The 17,702-nt window shown below is 46.5% G+C and carries 15 protein-coding genes and 1 tRNA gene; 5 read left to right on the top strand and 11 right to left on the bottom strand.

Translation table 11 applies throughout. From position 1 onward, the window contains the following. Positions 1-16: 16 nt before the first annotated feature. The 3 genes from HHL17_RS15235 to HHL17_RS15225 all read right to left on the bottom strand — a co-directional run bounded on the left by HHL17_RS15235 (position 17) and on the right by HHL17_RS15225 (position 5,334). Complete coding sequence (locus HHL17_RS15235) at positions 17-3,562, bottom strand: SusC/RagA family TonB-linked outer membrane protein (protein WP_169225547.1); 3,546 nt, start codon at positions 3,560-3,562, stop codon at positions 17-19. Positions 3,563-3,639: 77 nt separating this feature from the next. Then, positions 3,640-4,656: a FecR family protein gene (locus HHL17_RS15230; protein WP_169225546.1), complete on the bottom strand. Its 1,017-nt coding sequence runs from the start codon at positions 4,654-4,656 to the stop codon at positions 3,640-3,642. 66 nt (positions 4,657-4,722) lie between these two features. Continuing rightward, on the bottom strand, positions 4,723-5,334 hold the full coding sequence (locus tag HHL17_RS15225; protein ID WP_169225545.1) for an RNA polymerase sigma factor: 612 nt from the start codon (positions 5,332-5,334) through the stop codon (positions 4,723-4,725). Between the two features lie 100 nt (positions 5,335-5,434). Here HHL17_RS15225 and HHL17_RS15220 point away from each other — a divergent pair, with 100 nt between their 5' ends. Continuing rightward, the gene (locus tag HHL17_RS15220) at positions 5,435-5,602 is read left to right on the top strand and encodes a phosphatidate cytidylyltransferase (RefSeq protein WP_169225544.1); all 168 of its coding nucleotides are present in this window, start codon (positions 5,435-5,437) and stop codon (positions 5,600-5,602) included. 179 nt (positions 5,603-5,781) lie between these two features. Next, positions 5,782-5,855 (top strand) — tRNA-Pro (locus tag HHL17_RS15215). Between the two features lie 312 nt (positions 5,856-6,167). On the opposite strand, the gene HHL17_RS15210 is transcribed toward HHL17_RS15215, so the two are convergent. Together HHL17_RS15210 and HHL17_RS15205 are read right to left on the bottom strand one after the other, a co-directional pair. Next, positions 6,168-6,533: a nuclear transport factor 2 family protein gene (locus tag HHL17_RS15210; RefSeq protein ID WP_169225543.1), complete on the bottom strand. Its 366-nt coding sequence runs from the start codon at positions 6,531-6,533 to the stop codon at positions 6,168-6,170. Between the two features lie 155 nt (positions 6,534-6,688). Beyond that, positions 6,689-7,546, bottom strand: a complete 858-nt coding sequence (locus tag HHL17_RS15205) for a helix-turn-helix domain-containing protein (RefSeq protein ID WP_169225542.1) — start codon at positions 7,544-7,546, stop codon at positions 6,689-6,691. Positions 7,547-7,604: 58 nt separating this feature from the next. On the opposite strand from HHL17_RS15205, the gene HHL17_RS15200 reads away from it, so the two are divergent. The 3 genes from HHL17_RS15200 (at position 7,605) to HHL17_RS15190 (ending at position 11,075) form a co-directional block, all read left to right on the top strand. Beyond that, positions 7,605-8,186, top strand: coding sequence for a Crp/Fnr family transcriptional regulator (locus tag HHL17_RS15200; RefSeq protein ID WP_169225541.1), 582 nt, complete (start codon positions 7,605-7,607; stop codon positions 8,184-8,186). A 132-nt stretch (positions 8,187-8,318) separates the two neighbouring features. Further along, complete coding sequence (locus HHL17_RS15195) at positions 8,319-9,200, top strand: pirin family protein (RefSeq protein ID WP_169225540.1); 882 nt, start codon at positions 8,319-8,321, stop codon at positions 9,198-9,200. A 72-nt stretch (positions 9,201-9,272) separates the two neighbouring features. After that, positions 9,273-11,075: an amidohydrolase gene (locus HHL17_RS15190; protein WP_169225539.1), complete on the top strand. Its 1,803-nt coding sequence runs from the start codon at positions 9,273-9,275 to the stop codon at positions 11,073-11,075. A gap of 250 nt (positions 11,076-11,325) precedes the next feature. Here the strand turns inward: HHL17_RS15190 and HHL17_RS15185 are convergent, their stop codons facing one another. The 6 genes from HHL17_RS15185 to HHL17_RS15160 form a co-directional block, all read right to left on the bottom strand. After that, positions 11,326-12,144: an HAD-IIA family hydrolase gene (locus HHL17_RS15185; protein WP_169225538.1), complete on the bottom strand. Its 819-nt coding sequence runs from the start codon at positions 12,142-12,144 to the stop codon at positions 11,326-11,328. A gap of 350 nt (positions 12,145-12,494) precedes the next feature. Continuing rightward, positions 12,495-13,640: a TIGR03118 family protein gene (locus HHL17_RS15180; RefSeq protein ID WP_169225537.1), complete on the bottom strand. Its 1,146-nt coding sequence runs from the start codon at positions 13,638-13,640 to the stop codon at positions 12,495-12,497. 343 nt (positions 13,641-13,983) lie between these two features. Beyond that, positions 13,984-14,682 (bottom strand): hypothetical protein, encoded by a 699-nt coding sequence (locus HHL17_RS15175; RefSeq protein WP_169225536.1) that lies wholly within the window; start codon positions 14,680-14,682, stop codon positions 13,984-13,986. A gap of 102 nt (positions 14,683-14,784) precedes the next feature. Further along, positions 14,785-15,639: a hypothetical protein gene (locus HHL17_RS15170; protein ID WP_169225535.1), complete on the bottom strand. Its 855-nt coding sequence runs from the start codon at positions 15,637-15,639 to the stop codon at positions 14,785-14,787. Positions 15,640-15,842: 203 nt separating this feature from the next. Further along, the gene (locus HHL17_RS15165) at positions 15,843-16,253 is read right to left on the bottom strand and encodes a VOC family protein (protein ID WP_169225534.1); all 411 of its coding nucleotides are present in this window, start codon (positions 16,251-16,253) and stop codon (positions 15,843-15,845) included. 153 nt (positions 16,254-16,406) lie between these two features. Beyond that, positions 16,407-17,702, bottom strand: a complete 1,296-nt coding sequence (locus HHL17_RS15160) for a hypothetical protein (RefSeq protein ID WP_169225533.1) — start codon at positions 17,700-17,702, stop codon at positions 16,407-16,409.

Here is a 17,702-nt window from a genome sequence, read left to right as displayed (position 1 = left end):
TTTAAGTGAGCAACGATTAAAAAGCCAGGTTCACCCCGATGAGGTATTGGCGTTGATTCGGATAAGCGCCTTCGTCCACCCCGAAGTCGGTGATATTGGAACCTCCGATTTCGGGATCTATACCGGAATATTTGGTGATGGTGAACAGGTTGGCCGCCTGTACATATACCCGGAACTTCGTGATGTGTAACCGTGACAGAGAGCCGGCTGGCAGCGTGTATCCGAGCGTCACGTTTTTAGCGCGCAGGTAAGCACCGTTTTCCACCATATAGGAGTTGGGAACACCTTGTGTGCTGACAGAGCCATCCACTTCCTGTATGGGTGCTTTCGCATCTTTATGGTCAGGGCGCCAGGAATCGTACAGCGCTGTTTTACTCTTCGCGCTTTCAAAGGATGAATAGAAATCGCGCCACCAGCGGACGTTGTTCCATATCTGGTTGCCATGTGTGCCGAAGAGGAAAATATTGAAGTCAAAGTTTTTGTAGGCCACTCCGATATTGATACCATAGGTAAAATCGGGGTTCGGATTACCGAGGAAAGTACGGTCATCCGGCGTGATGCGGCCGTCGCCGTTTACATCTTTGTAGCGGAACCGTCCCATGCCGGCGCCTTCCTGGTAGAAAGCGTCCGGATTATTGGTGGCTTTCTTTACTTTATCATCTGCGTCTGTCACTTCCTGGGCGCTGTTCCAGAAACCATCGATCTGGTAACCGAAGAACGAAGATACCGGGTGACCTACCGCGTTGCGGATGATGTTGCTGCCATCGAAGCGGCGGCTGTCACCATCGAAGTAGTCCACGCCGTCAGCGATCTTCATGATTTCGTTTTTGTAAGTCGTGAGGGTACCGGTGACATTCAGTTTCAACTTATTACTGAATTCCTTGTGCCATCCGATGGAGAAATCGAAGCCATGGTTCTTCATCTGGGCGATGTTCACGAAAGGCTGTGCAGCAGTGCCTGCGAGGCCTGGCAGTTCGGGATTGTACAGCAGGTCCTTAATGTCCTTGCGGTAATAATCGATCGAGAAGTCCAGTTCCCCTTTGAACAGTGATGCGTCCAGTCCGAAGTTGGCGTTGACATCACTTTCCCATTTTGCATCGGGGTTACCGATCTGCATGCCGGAAAAACCAGCGGTAAGGCTGTTGTTGGTACCCGCCAGATCGTAATAGCTTGAGCTGCGTTTGCCGCCATAGAGGAAGTAACCGTTGTTGACGCTGAGATTGAGCTGGTTGCCCATGATACCCCAGCCACCGCGGATTTTCAGGTCGCTGATCCAGGTAAGTGGTTTCATGAACGCTTCCTCGGAGAGGCGCCAGCCTGCAGTTACCGCCGGGAAGGTGCCGAAGCGGTTGTTGATGAACTTGGAGGAACCATCGCGGCGGATGGTGGCGCTGATGAGGTATTTATCGCGGAAGGAATAGTCTACTCTGGCGAGGAGTGAATACAGCCCTTCCTGTTCGCGGTTGCTGTAGTTCGTTTGTGTACCGGTACCGGTGCTGAGGTCCGGGAAATTGGGATCGAAAGTAAAGTAGTCTTTGGTAGTGCCACCAACAGAGCGTTTGCGGCTGTCGAACGCTTCTGTGCCTGCCAGTATTTTCAGGTCGTGCGTATTATTAAAGCGTTGGTGATAAGTCAGCGTGTTGGTCCATGTCCAGCTATGGCCGTTGTTGGAGCCTTCCGAGTAGGAGTTGGAGGTATTGTTTTCCTTGTTCTCATACTGCGGATAGGTGAAGGAGTGGGACCACCCGGAATAGATCTCACCACCAAAGCTGGTGCGGAAGGTGAGGTATTTCAGGAAGTCCACTTCCCCATAGATGTTACCAAACAAACGGGTGTTAAGGCCTTTGTTGTTTCTGGTGCGAGCCTGCATCGCTACCGGGTTCTGGGCATCTCCGAGGGCATCGCCCCAGGAGCCAGCAAAATTGCCCTTGATGTCGTACACCGGAATGATGCTTTGTTCGCGCATGGCGTGGCCGATGGCCGCGTCGGAGCTGTTGATTTCCACAGCAGGGTTTTCCGTCATCGAAAAAGCGAGATTTTCCCCCACTCTGATGTGATCTGTGATGTTGTACTGGGTATTGGAGCGGATCGTATATCTTTTCAGATAAGTGTTCAGCAAGGTACCCTGTTGATTAAAATAATTGAGGGAAAAGAGGTAATTACCGCGATCCCCGCCACCGCTCACGGCTACGTTGTGGCTGGTGATGGGGGCCGGGCGGAAGACTTCGTGATACCAGTCAGTCCCGGCCTTGTTGGCACGTGTAATACGGTAAAAGTTCTTATAATCGAGTTGATCAGTAAAGTTGGGATTCACATAATATTTGGAAGGGTCTACAGCGGGGTCTCCTTCCATGCCTCCATTGGGTGTGATATAGTCCGGAATGACGGGCGCGTTGCCATTGCCATATTGTGGGGTATGTGGGTCAAGGCCGGAGTTGGTATAGGCCATCCAGCGGAGCTGGGCCTGTTCCGTAGGATTAAGTGTGTTCCAGACATTGCCATTTTTAGGGTATTGGCGACCGTAGTATCCGTCGTAATGAACGGATATTTTACCGGTGCCTCTGCGGGTGGTGATAACGATCACACCGTTGGAAGCGCGGGCGCCGTAGATAGAAGCAGCGCCGGCATCCTTCAGTACCTGAAGGCTGGCCACATCATTGGGGTTGAGGTCAGCGATGTCTGTTGTGGGTACACCGTCCACCACATATAAGGGTGAGTTGGAGCCGAAGGTATTGATACCGCGGATCCTGATCTGGGGCGCTTCTCCCGGTTGACCGGAACCGATGACCGTTACACCCGATGCTTGTCCCTGCAGTTGTTCCGTTACTTGTGCCGTCGGTTGCCGGTTCAGTTGTTCGATGTTCACCACCGCTACTGATCCGGTGAGGTCTTTTTTCTTCTGGGTAGTATAACCGGTGACTACAATTTCGTTCAGGGCGCTGGCGCCTTCTTTCAGGGTGAAGTTCACCAGCTGCCTATCGCCAACGACTATACGTTGTGTTTCAAAACCAATGAAAGTCACTTCCAGTTGATCGCCACTCCTGCCGGGCACAGAGATGGTGTATACTCCGTCTGCATTGGTAACCGTGCCAATGCTGGTGCCGGGTATTTTTACCGTAACGCCGGCGATGGGATTCCCTTTTTCATCTTTCACCGTGCCTTTCACCGGGCGCTGCTGCAGCGGGCCTGACGATGTAGCAGGAGCTGTGGGCGCCGGTTTTTCGGTGATCATATAGAAGTGGTCCCTTAGTTTTTCGAAATGCAGGTTAAATGGTGCCAATGCTTTGTGCAATGCTTCTTCCGCGGTTTGGCAGCCGTCAACGGACACTTGTACCCGTTTGCTTTTTACCAGGTTGCTTTTGTAAGCGATGGATACGTTGAAGCGTTGTTCTATCAGGTGCAGCACATCTTTCAGGGAAGATTCATCGGGTTGGTCCATGTTCCCCGGATACAGGGGGACCGCAGGGATGCCGGTGGCAGCCAGGGCCGGGACAGCAACCGATTGAAATAGGAAATACAGGGCTAAAGAGGGCACTAGCGCCACACGTAAACCTCTTTTCATGTGAACGGGTTTTGACGATTAATATTAATGATGAGACTTTGGTTGCAGTAAAAGGTGGCCTGCCTTTTACGCGGGTATTATTTCTTTTGAATCCAGACTTCGTCGCCTTTTTGGTTGAATTTCATTCGGAAAACCTTTTCCAGCTGTACCAGCATGGTATCAGCATTATAGATGATGGGCATAGAGCCCGACACTTTGTATTTCAGCAACTGAGTATCCGGCACGATGATGGTTTTGCCGAAGACCTGCTGCATAAAGACCGCAGCATCGGCGAGGGAATAATCGTCCATAACGAGGCGGCCGTTATGCCAGGAAACGTACTGGTTTGCATTGACGCTGCTTTTGGTAAAATCGCCGTCCTGTTTGTTGTAGCGCACAATTTCTCCCGGTTGCAGGGCCATGGAAGTATTCCGGCCTTCGATATTGAGCAGTATCTTCCCCTGTTGCAGTACTACTATCACTTCTTTTCCGGCGCTGTTGACGTTAAACTGTGTGCCCAGTACTTCCACGTTGACATTTTCATAGGTATGCACAATAAATTTCTGGTGTGAGGCAGTGTGTTTTACATGAAAGAAAGCTTCCCCATCGAGCCATACCTCCCGTTGTTTCCCGGAGGTGGCGTACAACAGGCGGGAGTTGGCGTTGAGCGTCACTTCAGAACTGTCGGGCAGCAAGAGTGTTTTTACTTCCCCGAGGCGGGTATGGGCACTAACGATGGTCGGTTTATGTTCTTCCTTCCACCAAAACCAACCGCCGGCCAACAGCATCCCTAACAAGAGGACTGCCGCATACTTCCATAGCTGCCGCCAGTGTGACCGTGTAGACGCTGGCGTTAGTGACTCCTCTTCTTCCAGTCCGCCGCAGATAGCCGTCCACAGCTGCTCCTTCTCCCCTGTTGAGAGCTGATAAGGAGTGAAGCTGATGCCTTCCAGCAGTTGCCGGGCTTCGCGGACATCGTTTTCCTTTTCCGGGTGTTGTTGCAGCCATCGTTCCCAGAAAACATTCCGAGTGGACGGTTGCAGCACCCATTGCTGGAAATCCTCATCCAGGGCAAAGTCACGGGCGGTATATGTCAGATAATCTTTACGGGCCAAGTGGCGGTCTTTTTACTAAAGAGCAGGTAACGGGTCTTTTCTCATCACTTTTTTGGAAAAATTTTTTCATCTTCCTAAAAACAGCAACAGTAGCGGGAAAGGGAGATTCTTTTTGAGGATGGCGATAGCTTTGGAGATAGTGTTATAAACAGAATCCACCTGCATAGACATAATACCGGCCACTTCGTTGTAGCTGAGGTTCTGGTAAAAACGGAGATAGATGGCTTCACGCTGGCGGCGGGTCAGGTTGGCAAGGGCAGCCTGTAACAACTTCTTTTGTTCGGCCGCTGTTTCTTCGAGTATCAGTTTATTCTCCTGTGGCGTAGTGAATTCAAATTCAAATCCTTCCCAGGAGTCGCGGTATTGCCAGCGGCGGTCTTTTTGCAGGGAGCGTAGCAGGCGGCGGCGCAGGCTGCTGATCAGATAATAGCGGATATGTTGCACCTGCGGACTCAGGTGTTCTCTGGTGAGCCAGAGGTCCTGAAACAGGTCCTGGATGTTGTCATTCACTCTTTCATGGTCGCGGCAGAAATGCATGCCGTAGTGATAGAGATGATCAACATGGGTTTCATATATTTCAGTGAAGGCGTGGCGATCTCCCTCCAGCAGGCGTCCCCAAAGTGAGGAATGGGAAGGCACCACTTTCAGGTCTGCGCGTACTGCTTTCCCTGTGTTCATAACTATTTTGGTTGAGTTAGATAAAGCTGTGCAATTATTCTGACAAATGCAAATCTTTTTTGGTACGGGATATGTATCGCGTTCATTTAAAAACATATCCATGAAAAAGCTCACCTCTCTCCTTTTAGCAATGATGGTAATATTGATGACCAGCTGTAAGATCGTTGGCGGTATTTTTAAGGCCGGTGTGTGGACCGGTATCATGATTGTGGCCGTAGTTGTGGGATTGATCATTTACCTGCTTTCCCGCAGCTCCCGGAGGGATTGATTATCATTTTAGAATAAATAAAATTCAGTTTAATATTCGTTATTCCTACATTGTTTTCCTAAGACAACCAAGTAGTTAAAGCTGCTATTTTTGAAAAAAAGGTAAAGCAATATTTTTTTAATTCAAATAATTACCTACTTTTGCATCCCCGTCAAACGGGAAACACCGGAAAAAATTTTCGGGACGTAGCGCAGCCCGGTAGCGCACTTGCATGGGGTGCAAGGGGTCGCAAGTTCGAATCTTGTCGTCCCGACTTCATAAAGAAGCACTTACATATTATTGTAAGTGCTTCTTTGTTTTCAGTACCCTCCAATGTTAAAATTACTCAGTCAAAATTTGTTTCAGCATTGCTATTCGATACGATGCTCTTATATGCAATGGCGTTTTTCAAATTGATTTTCTTCTAAAAGAGATCTATATATTTCATTAGCGATCAGTTGATCATCCAGATCGTTTAAGTATACGTTGGTCTGTTCTTCGGTCTCATGCCCCAATGCCTCCTTTATAATTGAATTACCTGCGTGTGTTAAGTAGGGAGCTATTTAAGAATATGGAAAAAATACGTCTACTTTTCAAATGTTTGGAAGAGTTTGGCGATAACCCTCCATTCTCCGTTAATTTTGATCAGCGAATGGTAATCCACGCCATCCTTTCCGGCAGCATTATTTTCGTATTCCACGCGGACCAAAGCTATGTTTCCTGCTTTGTGCAGCACCTCAATACGCGCTTTGAGATGGGGCGCAGCTCCATGCCTTGCAACAGAATCATATAGATTCGCGATGCCTCCTTCGACAAGATGCTGGTCCCAGTATCCGTACATTATTGCATCACCATGAAATGTCTTTTGCAGCTGTTCTATATTCCCCATTCTTAATGCCTCTGCATAGTTTTCCAATACCGATATTATTTCGGCGTCCTGAATGTATTCCATATTTTTTAATTAATTGTTCAGGAAACAAAGGTATTGGAGATACGTACCCTTTGTTTTTCCAAAGCGTCCAGATAAATGTTCCATTTGGCTCATTTTTCCGAATGCATCTTTGGAAGCAGTGACGCGCTATGCCACCGGATGTGGGCAGTCAGTTGTCAGTTACGATAAAATGAGGGCGTTTTTCCATGATATTCCTTAAAAATTCTCGAAAAATGTGACATATTTTCGAAACCCAGGGAAAAACATATATCCGATACCGGTAGGTTGGTTGTTTCGAGCATTTCCCTTGCTTTCTCCAGGCGTCTCTTTCGTATCCATTCAGCAGGAGGTATGTTATATACCGCCAGAAAATCCCTTTTAAAGCTGGAAAGGCTTCTTCCTGACAAATGGGCAAGTTCAGCAATTGTAACGGGTGAGGTATAGTATTCTTCTACGATGTGGCGAACTCCAATCCTTGCAGGCTGATGAAGCTGCATCAGCTGTTGGTATATGCTATGGTTGCCTATGCCCAGATGGTACAGCATTTCCTTCATTTTCAGGCTAAGCTGCCCCGGATAAACTTCGGAACTGTTCTGGAAATAAGGGCTAAGCGATGCTGCAAAGGTAATCAGGCATTCGGTCATTGTATGTACTCCGGCTCTTGTCTCACCATCTGTTCCTTTTGGTGTTATCTTTTCCGTAGTGGCCAGAAACGATTTTATGAGGTCGTCTTTTATGCTGAACATCATTCCGTAGTAAATGTGCCCGCCGTCCGAGTCTCCCCTTTTTTCATACTGAACGACCGTTGCTTTCTTCAGCAAGGTCATTTCATTTTTACCAACCGTGTAAGTCCGTGTTCCCAGTATAAGCGAAACACTGCCCTGCAGCACAAAAAGCAATACATGCTCTTCCAGGAACATCATACCTTTTTCTTCGGTAGTCCTGAAACACTGCTCTATCACGGAGCATCCTTCAATGGTCAGGCTATTTTGCGCAGAGGGACCATACATCAACTGGCTGGGTATTTTGATCATTTTTTTCCATCGTTACGGAGTCAATAACGTATCTTGTATAGCAACAACCTATAAACTAATGTACGAAAAACTTATCTCATATATAAACGCTTACGCTACCAAGCCGCTCGATGAAGAAGAAGTCAAGGTCATTAAGGATATTTTTGTGCCAAAAAAAATACGGAAAAAGCAATACTTTTTACAGGAAGGCGAAGTATGCAAGTATATGGGATTTATCGTGAAGGGGGCCATGCGGATGTATAGCGTTGACGACAAGGGCATGGAGCATGTGCTGAGCCTTTATGTGGAGGACTGGTGGGCAGGTGACCGTGAAAGTTTTGTAATGCTTACCCCCACGGTTTATAACATTGATGCCTGGGAAGACACGGACATCCTTACGATCACCCAGGCCAGGCTGGCTGAATTCAATTCCATCCCTGCACTGCATGAAATGAGCAGGAAGCTGGACGAAAAGCACGCTTTCGCCAATATGAAGAGGCTCAATGCATCCAATAGCCTCCCCCTGGAACAACGCTATGCGGACCTGGCCGAAAGATATCCCGATTTCCTGCAGCGTTTTCCGCAGCATATCATAGCTTCCTACCTTGGGGTTGCCAAAGAAACCCTCAGCCGGGTGCGCAGCCAAACCTCCAAAAAATAAAGGCAGACCACTCCCAAACAGGTCGTTGATAAATGTCAATGTTTTTTTGCAGCATTTGTCATCGTTCTCAGCCCACTTTTCATAGCATTTTTGTATTGTCAACTCAACCACTGACATCCAAAACGAAATGCTATGAAAAAGAAGATCACATTCACATCGCAGGGTCGCAGAGCCGACGTAGGCGATTATGAAATCTATCGCATCCTTCCCAATCATTATGTGAAGGCCGTAGGCCCTTTTGTATTCCTGGACTATGTACCACCTGTGCTGCACGCTGCTGATGAACCCCGCAAAGCAGTGAACGGAAGCGGCGCCCATCCTCACCGGGGGATCGCTACATTAACCTATGTGCTGAACGGAGAAGCAGACCATTTTGACAGTAACGGCCATCATGCTAAGGTATATTCCGGCGGCGCCCAATGGATGAAGGCAGGGACCGGCATTATCCATGACGAGGTAATAAATCCCGACCCTCAGGCTGACAATGGACTTACCCACGGATTTCAGTTCTGGGTGAACCTGCCTGCGAAAAACAAAGCCGAAAAGCCCGACTATGTTCCCGTACAGTCCTCGGAAATCCCGGTAAGGGAGCTGGATGATAATGCAGGGTGGTTAAAAGCAGTTACCGGCACCTACGGACAGTACGCGTCAAAAATCCCTGTTTACCTGGAGCAGTTTATTTATCATCTCCACCTCGAACCCGGAAAAACGTTCCTGCTGCAAGACGAAGAAGGTCTCGAATACGCCGCCTTCCTGGTCAACGATGCGACGATCAATGACATGGAGTTCAGCAAGGGTGAGTTCGTGCTTTTTGAAAAAAATACCGGTACCATCGAAAGCCGGAACCATTCAGACCGACCCATTGACATCATCTTCTTTGGCGGCGCTACCTATACGGAGCGTATTGTAGCACAAGGCCCTTTTGTCATGAATACGCAACAGGAAATTGCCACCGCCTATAGCGATTTTCATAATGGCAAGTATGGTAAGATCAGGTATGAACAGCAAGCCTGATAAGGGATAGTTCAGAAAACAGGCAAAACCATAAAGACACGGGAAATATCTTTTACATCAAAATTCAAAGCAATGAAAAAAGCAACCGCTTTAATGATAGCAACGTCATTTGTGATCACCGTAAAAGCCCAATCCGGCGGACCGCTTATCGGCGCTGACATGATCGTATTTAACGCCAAAATCACCACACAGAACCTCGCGCAACCGGAAGCATCTGCCCTGGCGGTAAAAAGAGGAAGGATATATGCAGTAGGGCAAAATGCCGAGATCCTTAATCTGAAAGACAACAATACCCAACTGATCGATGCAACCGGCCGCCGCCTGATACCGGGCCTCAATGACGTACATCTTCATGTGCTCAACGAAAGCAATTATAATTACAATGTAAGGTGGGATGGCGTACCTACCCTGAAGCGGGCACTCGAAATGCTGACAGAACAAGCTCAAAGGACGCCGGAAGGCCAATGGGTGAAAGTTATTGGTGGCTGGTCGCCTTATCAGTTCAAGGAAAACCGGCACCCAACGGTGGAAGAGCTTAACAATGCAGTGCCCAACAGGCCGCTTATTGTGCAGTATGCCTATAACAGGGCCTTTTTAAACAAGCCGGCCATGAAGGCCATGGGATTGGGTACGCCCCGGTTCCCCATGGTTCCGGGCACCGTGCTTGAGAAAGACAAGAACGGGCAATATACAGGTGTGATTGTTGGGTATGCGTTTATTTTCCTGGCCCTGGAGAACATGGTGCCTCAGCCCTCGCCCGAAGAACAGGTAAACTCCATGGCGTATGTGATCAATGACCTGAACCGTTTCGGGATCACCTCAGTGAATGATGGAGGCAGCATCAAAGGTTATCCCGCCGCACATGCACCGTTACAGGCATTGATCCGGGACAATCGGCTGAATATCCGCTTTCCGTTTATCGACCTGCAATCCGGGGATGCCGATGGCATCTCCATGGTAGAGGCAGATATTAAGGCTATCACAAGGATTGCTCCGATCAGTCCCGGGGAGAATATTCACCCCACTATGGTACATGGCCATGAATATGAAGGTGCTGGGGAATTGCTGAGGGTTGCATTACACGACTACGAAAATTTTGATGAACCGGCAGTTGTCATCAATGCCGACACCATGCGCCATTACATTGAAGAAGATGTGAGCCAACTGGTAAAAAGAAGAATACCCTTCCGGATGCATATCAGCTACAATGAAAATATCTCTCCCTTCCTTGATGCATTGGAAAAAATAAACCGGCAAACTCCTCTTGATGGACTACGCTGGAGTATCGAACATGCCGAGACTATCAGCCCGGAAAACATAGAGCGGGTTAAAAAACTGGGAGGTGGCATTGCCCTGGACGATAAAATGGCATTGCACGGAGATGCTTTTATTAAGACATACGGAACGGAGAAGGCTTTGCAGACCCCTCTCCTGCGAAGCCTCGTGAACAGTGGCATTCCATTGGCCATGACCACGGACGGCTTCAGAGCTTCTTCCTACAATCCCTGGATCGGCATTGGCTGGACCATTTCCGGTAAGTCCGTTTCCGGTTCGGTGGTATTGGCCCAAAACAATCGTCTGACCCGGGCAGAGGCGCTCAGACTATATACCCTTGGCGCCGCCTGGTTCGAGCATAACGAGCATGAAAAAGGCAGGATCGCCCCCGGTAACCTCGCAGATTTTGTCCTGCTCAGCGCAGACTACTTTACCGTGCCAGAAGATGAAATAAAAAATATATCCTCCGTATTGACCGTGGTAGATGGCAGAGTGGTATTTGGTACCGGTAAATATAGCAACATGGCACCACAGCTTCCTAACATAATGCCAGCCTGGTCGCCTGTAAAATATTTCGGAGGATATTATAATACCAAGTAAGCAAAGCTATGCCACTTTGTAACCTCATTATTTTCCTTTTATGCAGTGCCCCCAAAAGGTTAGACACTTCTTGGGGGCATTGTATTAGTGCGTGAACTAGTAATCTGCCTGTTACCCCGCTGGAATTACAATTCCAGCATGTAATAGATTACATCTTCCGCGGTGCCATCAAGCCAGTTGACAGGTTCACTTCAAACAATATGAAACCGTCAGGCCGGAGCCTGATGGCAATAAAGCTTCCTTAATCTGTTTAATATTCGTTTGTAACAAGTGCAGATGCTCCCATCACCCGCATAAACAGCTCTTCATCCAGCAGATCCCTGATGGACCGGATAACGAAATCCGGGGAATAGCCGAAATGTGCCAGGTCTTCTTCCCGGGTCACTCCTGTTAATGTAAGCACAGTAGTGAAACCCATGGAACCTGCCCCCAGTATATCTGTTCCCATGGTATCCCCTATCATAACAGTTTCATCTGTAGTGAGCTGCAAAGCTTTTCTTGCCATGCGCATCATCACCGGACTTGGTTTTCCCACGCTGAAAGCTTTGATACCCGTGGCAAATTCGAGCATGGCTACCAATGCGCCACAGCCTACCCGGTACCTACCGCCTCCCATCGGGCAATTTGGATCCAGGTTGGTGGCAATGAGCCGGGAGCCCTTCATGATCATATTAATAGCCTTATCCACTGACTCCAGCATGATAGTTCTGCCTTCGCCGATAATCACGTAATCAGGCTGGTCATCTACAATTGAATAACCCGCATTATGCAGTTCTGTCAGCAAGCCACCCTCACCAATCACATAGGCGGTACCGTTTTCCTTCCTGGATGCCAGATACCTGGCTGTAGCCATGGCACAGGTGAAGATATCCGTATCATTTACCCTAAAGCCCATTTTATTCAGCTTGTAACAAACATCCCTGCTGGTTCTCTGGCTGTTGTTGGTGAGGAAGAGGAAAGGCAGCCCTTTGTCTCTGAGCCCGTTAATAAAATCTACCGCCCCGGGAATGGGCTCACTGCCTTTATAGATTACGCCATCCATGTCAATTAGAAATCCCTTTTTTTTCATAGCAATCAGATGTTTGGTTAGTTATATTCGATAATTAAATAAGCGAACGCTATTAGAAAAAAATATGGAATAAATAAAGGCAGGATGGAATGAATAAAGGCAGAAAGATACGCTGTTGTAGATACAGCTATCTGTCTTAAAGATAATTATTAATTCCGGATTGTTATATTTATTTTCAAAAGAATGTTACAATTGTTGCCGCTCCAATCCAACCGACGAAAAATAAAAAGCTCTAAAGTCTTTATCACTAAAGATCTTAGAGCTCTTTACTTTTGCTCCATCCAGACAATGACATGGGTCATCATTGCCTGTCTGATAATGAATTTTTAAAAAAGAGAAAGCCCAGGCTATTATTTCTGCGGAACGTCGTTCTTCTGTAGGTAACCAAAGAGGCCGTGAGATCCATTATTAGGACCTGCTGTGAAAAATATTTTATTACCGGCGCCGGTCACATGACTTTCAAGTGCCCATAATCCGTCAATCTTCAGCGGATCATTTCCTTTCCGGAGTTGTCCGAGGAAAGTACCGCTTTCACTATAGGCATTGATATGGCCGTCGCCGGCATTACCGATCAGGAGCACATCGTCGTCGTCTTTAGCAAAACCGCTACAGCCTTTGGTAATACCCCATGGAGAGTTGAGCGTGCCCTGGGAAGCGAACCTTCTTACCAGGGAACCATCTGGTCTGAAAACATTTACATAACCATTGCCAGGGCCTGCCTCGTCAACTTTTTTGTCGGGGAGTTTCTGCTTAGCGTAGGTAACATACAGTAAGCCATCGATGCTACGGATATTAAATGGTGCAAAGCCAGCCGGGATATTCGGGTCAAGGAATTGTTTGTACGGAATATATTTGAAGGCAGTGTCAAACACGTCTATCGTTCCTTCGTGGAAATTGGTCGCGTAAATATATGGTTTGCCACTATCGCTGGCGATGGCTATGCCTTTGTAAACGGCACCGAATTGATAGCGGGCTGGCTGGTCAACTGCAGTATCGCCGGAAATCCAGGTTATAAGGGTACCAGCTTCATCAGCAAAGATAAAACGGGAGCCACCAAAGCGGCTGGTATTGTTGAACACAACACCGGTCGGACGATTGGGATTAAATTCGACCACGGGGAGAACAACAGGTGCCCTCAGTTTGTTCCCGTCTTTATCATAAATAACGCTATACCGATAAATAGCACTAAGTTTGGCATTGCCATTGGTAGAAATCCAGAAAGCACCTGTCGGCCCCACTGCAAGCCCCCAGGCATTGACAAGAAGAGGATCGATCCTGGCGGCCCCGAAGCCCGATGTATCAGCAACCAGGTTAGTTTGTTTATAGTCTTTCGACAGGCAGTCACAATCGATACAATCATCAGGGGTCCATCTGCGGCAACTGGTAGCCATCATTAAAAGCATGACCAGCATCACCACTATTCCCGAATGAACATTTCTGTGATAAATTCCGGCAGCTGGTCCTGCTGCAAGCAGTTTTTTAAATGAAGTTGTCATCTTGCTGCGTTTTAGAAGTGAAGGAATAATACACTGTGTAGTAAAAGCATTGTTTCCTGAACCTGAAAACCGAAAGAGGACGATAGGGCACAATACTGTTCCCGGCCACTGTAGTGCTACAATTCCTGGCAGATGTGCTGTATGGTGGAGGTTAGCTGTAACCAATCTCTGCTATCATATTCACAGTCTGTTACAGTTTTGGGGTCAAAATATTTCAGATGCTGAGATGAATAAATAAGGATTGATCGATATAAAAAGTTGACTGATTAAAAAAAATCTTTCATGAAATTAAGGCAGGGAGCGGTTTCGCGTTTAGATTTATTTTGCTACTAAGGATTTGTGTTTAACAGATCAACAACAACCTGCTCTGCCCGGGTTTTTCCTTTGGTGCGCGGTGAACACAAGGAGGAACCTGACTTTCAGGATGATCAACCGCCAATCTCCATAAGTGACCAAGACCTAAGCTTATGGGACTTCCATTAGGTTTAGCCTGATAATGCAGATCAAAGGAATGTTCACTTAAGAATGATTCAAAACCTTCCTCGGCTCCATGATATAGTTTTTTGAGTTCATCACGTATTTCCGGAATAAGTACTTTCTTTTGCGCCTGTGAATTTGGCAGTATTTCACTGGACTCGCCATAGTAGGTGCATAAAAAAGTATCTGTTGGTATGGGAGAGCGATCTACATGAAAAGAATAAACATCGGTTGGAAAAAATGGGTACGTATCATCCCGATCATAATAGTTGATCACATTAAGAACTGGCGAGGCGCCATGAGCTTCCAATGCCTTCAGGTCATTTAAAAGAATTTCGCGGGCAAGCTGCCCTTGCTCACTCAACTGAAGTGCACGAAGTTCCTCTTCTTCAATTTCCGTTATGTTTCCGCTTAGTTCCACCTTTTTAACGATCTCAGAAAAATCACCCGTTAGTTGACGGGTCCAACAAATCGCATTAGTTTCCCCGCTAAACGGCGTAGAAACAAGGTCTTGAAAATTCGTGACACGGTGAATGTGCTTCTCAGCATCAGATAAATCTACCATAATAGCTAATATAAATATAAAATCATTTGACAACGAAGTAAGGGATTAGTAGCCGTTCAATCTCCGTTGGGTCGTACCCGTCATATAACTATTATCTGCCGGTCATCTATTTTTGTCGTTCATCCAAAAATTATTGATTGCCTGATGCAGTTGGGCCGTAAACATATTCTTTGGCTCTTTATCCAGCAATTCGTTAATATTTACCTGGTACCATTCGTCGTTAAATGGCATATCGTTAATATTAAACACATTCCCCAGCACCGTGATTATTTCTGTTTCCTGAACTCCTTTTAGTGCGGTAAGGGAAAGGGCTTTTATTAGTTCTGATAAATCCTCTGCTGTTCCCTGCCATGGCAGCCGGATAGTATTTCCGGATGCGGGGCCTTCCAGTTCTTCTATACGGCTGGCCAGCAATTTAGCAAACTGGCAATCCCTGACAAACAGGGCGAACTGCGTAACCCAGCCCTCTCCCTCGTTTTCTATGTCGGATATATAGAAAGGGTAGCTAATCTGAACATTATTAGTAAAAATCCATTCTTTTTGATTTATTCTCTCTAATTCTTCCCTGAATATCTTTATTGGCGGTAAAGCACCTGACCGTAATCTGTCTGTTATAGACGCCATGGGAGTATCGGTGAAACCCTCTACTACATCATCAAAGTGAAACCACGCTGATACAGGCGGAACATACCAAATGCGAGGCAAATCATCGCTTTCCATATATTTTTTCACTTCCTGTACGTTGTAGTACAGGCTCTTTGCTTCCGACGACAACCATTCTGATAATTCTTTTGATTTTATGTTTTCATTATTGCGTACGTAACGCGCATATAAACTCCAACCGGTATGCATATACCTGTTAATTCGCCATTCATTAGCTGTTGCAAATTCCACTTTGTACGATAAGTCCTTGTACCAGTTAACATAATTATCTATGTCCAAATTTTGAAGTTCCATTTAAAAGGCGTTTAAAGCTTGTTTATATTGTATGGGTTATGGGTCTCTATCGTTGAATGGACACGAAGTTAAGCTCTTTTATTAATTTAGAACATTGTACAAGGCGACGAAACAGAAAAAACCTACAACGAAACGTTGTAAGTTTTTCTCTTTAAGCTCCTCCGGAGACGCTGCTACAGGAAACTGTACTTATATCGTCCGTTCTACTCAGCGCTTTCAAATCTCCTCTTAGCATCTGAAGTCGCTGGTGTAAAGAAGTTGATGAGGTTACCGTCCGGGTCCCTAAACAGCAATGACCGGTTACCCCAGGGCATAGTAGTTGGTTTTTGCACCACCACTTTATCCAGGAAGCCGGCCAACGTCTCATAACATTCATCAACGTCTTCCACCCTGAATTCAATGATAACTGAGCGATTAGCAGCGGCTTCCGCCACTTCGTCTCCACCAAAGAATGCCAATGTCTTTGTGCTTCCAATTGCCAGCGATGCCAGGGGAGTACGCAATTCAGCAAACTCATCGGTGTACCACGTCATAGGCGTTCCGGTAACATGTTCATAAAACTGAACGAGGCGCTTGATGTCAGCGGTGATAATCCTGGCCGAAGAAAAATTCATAATTAATGTTTTTAGTCCGGCAAAGAAAAATACCGCTGGTGACAACGTTATGTCAGTAGGGCTAAAAAATAAATTCAAAAAATACCACAACATGAAAAAGCCTTCAACTTGTAATAAGTTGAAGGCTTTTTATTAATGTTTTTATTGAAAAACTTATCGCACATCTTTCAGATTAACATCCACTTTATCGCCATCTTTCCGGATGGTGACTTTCATTTCTATTTCTGCAGTAGCTCCTGTAGCGCCGCTACCAGAGCTGTAAATAGGCGAGGATGACAATACTGCTCCGCTTGGGTGAACTAAATTCGAAGTCCCTGACTGATAGGAATAGGAATACCGGTGTGTATACCCAAAGGTGGTCAGCAAAATATACTCGCCGGGCTCCAGGTTCGTAAATTCGAAATGCCCTTTGTCATCATACACGGTTGTTTTCTTAATACAGGCGGCAACGTTAGGATCGATAGGCACCTCAGGGATTTTGTTCCTTTTCCTGATTTTCCTGTTTACTTCTTTCCATTCTTCGATGTATGCTGAATTGGGAAGAATGGATACCACGGTGCCCCTGGGAGCATACTGTGCTCTGTTGATATTAATCACCTGCAGTTTACTTCCACCGCGATCCCTTGCGAAGGCAGTACCTACAATGACGCTATTCCCCTTCTCTAATTTTCTTAAATTTTCTTCTTTGTCAAACTTGCTTTCTATTGGCTGGTAATCCAGTTCCTCATTCACGCAAATTTCCATCGTTCCTCCGCCCACAGGCATCTCCCTTTGCCAGATACGGTGATCTTTTTTATCTATGATATAAGTGTAAATGGCCCCTGACTCTTCTTCCAGCACATTCACGAGCCAGCTTTCATGACTTCCTGTTTTAGGTGAGCGCTGTATGTAGCTTTTTACGTCCTTTATCACGTAGTTCGACAATACACTGTCAGGGCTGTTATTAAAATAAAATTCCGGTACTATAGCCTTATAACCCACGTCCAGCGGTAAAGTGGTAAAAAGAATTTCAGACACATTAAAATCAACAAATTTCCCATTGGGCTTTATTGTTACGTGTTTGTCCTTTGCTCCATTCACAAAACGTTCTTTAGCAGTGACAGGATTTCCGAAATTCAGCTCCAATGTGTTTTTTAGTCCTTCCATCTTGTAACTGACAGGGCTCAGTGTTTTTGCCTCCGCTACAGAAGTTCTTTTTTTGTACCATTTTCCATTTTCATCTATGTAGTCGGCTATAAATTTCAGCTCATTCCCGGAAACGGCTATTTCATTGGTGAAAGTTCCCTTTTTTGTCCAGTTTTGATCCTTCACATAGTAGATCGTGTACAATGATTTTCCAGGTTTCAAACGAGCGGTGTTAACGTCTGGGTGGCCGGGTAAAACAGTTTTCTGTGCAAAGCTGGCCAATGGTAATACCAGCAGACATAGTGATTTTAATGTAGTTCGCAT

This window comes from Chitinophaga fulva, assembly GCF_012927205.1.
In the GTDB taxonomy this organism is placed as follows: domain Bacteria; phylum Bacteroidota; class Bacteroidia; order Chitinophagales; family Chitinophagaceae; genus Chitinophaga; species Chitinophaga fulva.
This window is presented reverse-complemented; position numbering and strand designations above follow the sequence as displayed.